The 1,441-nt window shown below is 76.0% G+C and carries 2 protein-coding genes; one reads left to right on the plus strand and one right to left on the minus strand.

The genetic code is table 11. From position 1 onward, the window contains the following. The first annotated feature begins 166 nt into the window (after positions 1-166). A complete protein-coding gene (locus tag AB0C29_RS48250; RefSeq protein ID WP_360835073.1) occupies positions 167-313 on the plus strand; it encodes a hypothetical protein in 147 nt (48 codons plus the stop codon). Between the two features lie 312 nt (positions 314-625). Here AB0C29_RS48250 and AB0C29_RS48255 read toward each other — a convergent pair. Next, positions 626-1,441: ROK family protein (locus AB0C29_RS48255; protein WP_360835075.1), on the minus strand; the 816-nt coding region annotated here is incomplete at its 5' end.

The following is a 1,441-nucleotide window of genomic DNA, read 5'->3' on the forward strand; positions in this document are numbered from 1 at the left end:
TCGGGGCGGCCGTGCTGGTCGCGACGGCCATGGGCGTGATGATCGCGGCGATCTCGCTGCAGGGCCCGTGCAGGAGCAACGGGACACCCCGTCGGCCCCACCGCTGACGGACGTCACTGTGGACGAGGATGCCGGCTCCGGCGCCGGCGCTGGCGCTGGGGACGACGTGGACACGGACACGGCCGCCGGCGACGACACGGCCGCCGGCCCCGATGCGGGTTCGGCCGACGGACTGAACGGCGGCTCCCGCTGCACCCGGGCCGACAACCACCGCCGCACCGGCCACCGGATCGGCCGCTGGCGCTGCCGCTGAACGGGACGCAGGGGTCGGCGATGCGCAGAACCGCCCGGTGCCGGGCGGGCCGCTGCCGCTGAACGGGACGCGGGGTCTGCGGGCTCGGCGGTAGGCGACCCGGCCGGTGCCGGACCGGAGCCGAGGGTGCCGCCATCGGCCAGGTGAGAGCGCGTTGCCGGCCGCGACGATGGCCCGCTGGCGCTGGCGTAACGGGTCGCCGGGTGAGCTCGACTCGGCTGAGGCGAAGCCGGTCGGTGCAGGTGGCCACCGCGCTGCGTCGGGCGCCGCTGGACCGGATCGGCTCGCGTGTCTCCCGGGCCGGCCTCGGGTTCAGCCGAGCAGCGGGTCGTCCAGCAGATGCTGGAACGCGAGCTCGGCCGCGCCGATCAGCGCCGCGTCGTTGCCCAGCCCCGGGGTGCGCAGCCGGATGTGTTCACGGCACGCCGGCAGGGCCACCTCGTTCAGGCGGCTGCGGATCTGCGCCGCGGCGCCCAGGTAGACGTCGCGCAGGGTGCCGCCGAAGATCACCGCTTCCGGGTTGAAGATGTTGGCCAGGTTGCCAACGCCGAAGCCGATCCAGTCGCCCACCTCGCGGACCGCGAACTGGGCCCGGCTGTCGCCGTGCATCGCCGCCCGGACCACGCTCAGCACCGCCGCGCGGCCGGTCTCACCCTCGCGGCCGGCCCGCCGGAGCAGCGCCTGCTCGCCGATCTCGGTTTCCCAGCAGCCCCGGGACCCGCAACCGCACTTGCGGCCGTACGGGTTGACCACCATGTGGCCGACGTCGCCGCCGTGGCCGCCGTACCCGGTGACCCGGGCGCCGCCGGCGATGATGCCGGCGGCGACCCCGGCGTCGCCGTGCAGGTAGATGACGTTGTCGCAGCCGACGGCGGCGCCGCGGCTGTGCTCGACCAGGGCCGAGACGTCGGCGTGGTTGCCGACGGTGAGCCGGTGCTCGTCGCCCAGCTCGTCGCCGAGCGCGGCCCGGACCGGGTCGACCCATTCGACGGTGGGGGAGAGGCGGACCGTGCCGTCCGCGCGCCGGATCCGGCCCGCGACCGCCACGCCGGTGCCGACGTGCCGCGCGCCGTCGGCCACCTCGTGGCGCATCTCGTGCACGAACGCGGCGAGCGGCTTGACCGCGTC

Origin of the sequence: Actinoplanes sp. NPDC048791 (assembly GCF_040650095.1) — a bacterium.
Lineage (GTDB): Bacteria > Actinomycetota > Actinomycetes > Mycobacteriales > Micromonosporaceae > Actinoplanes.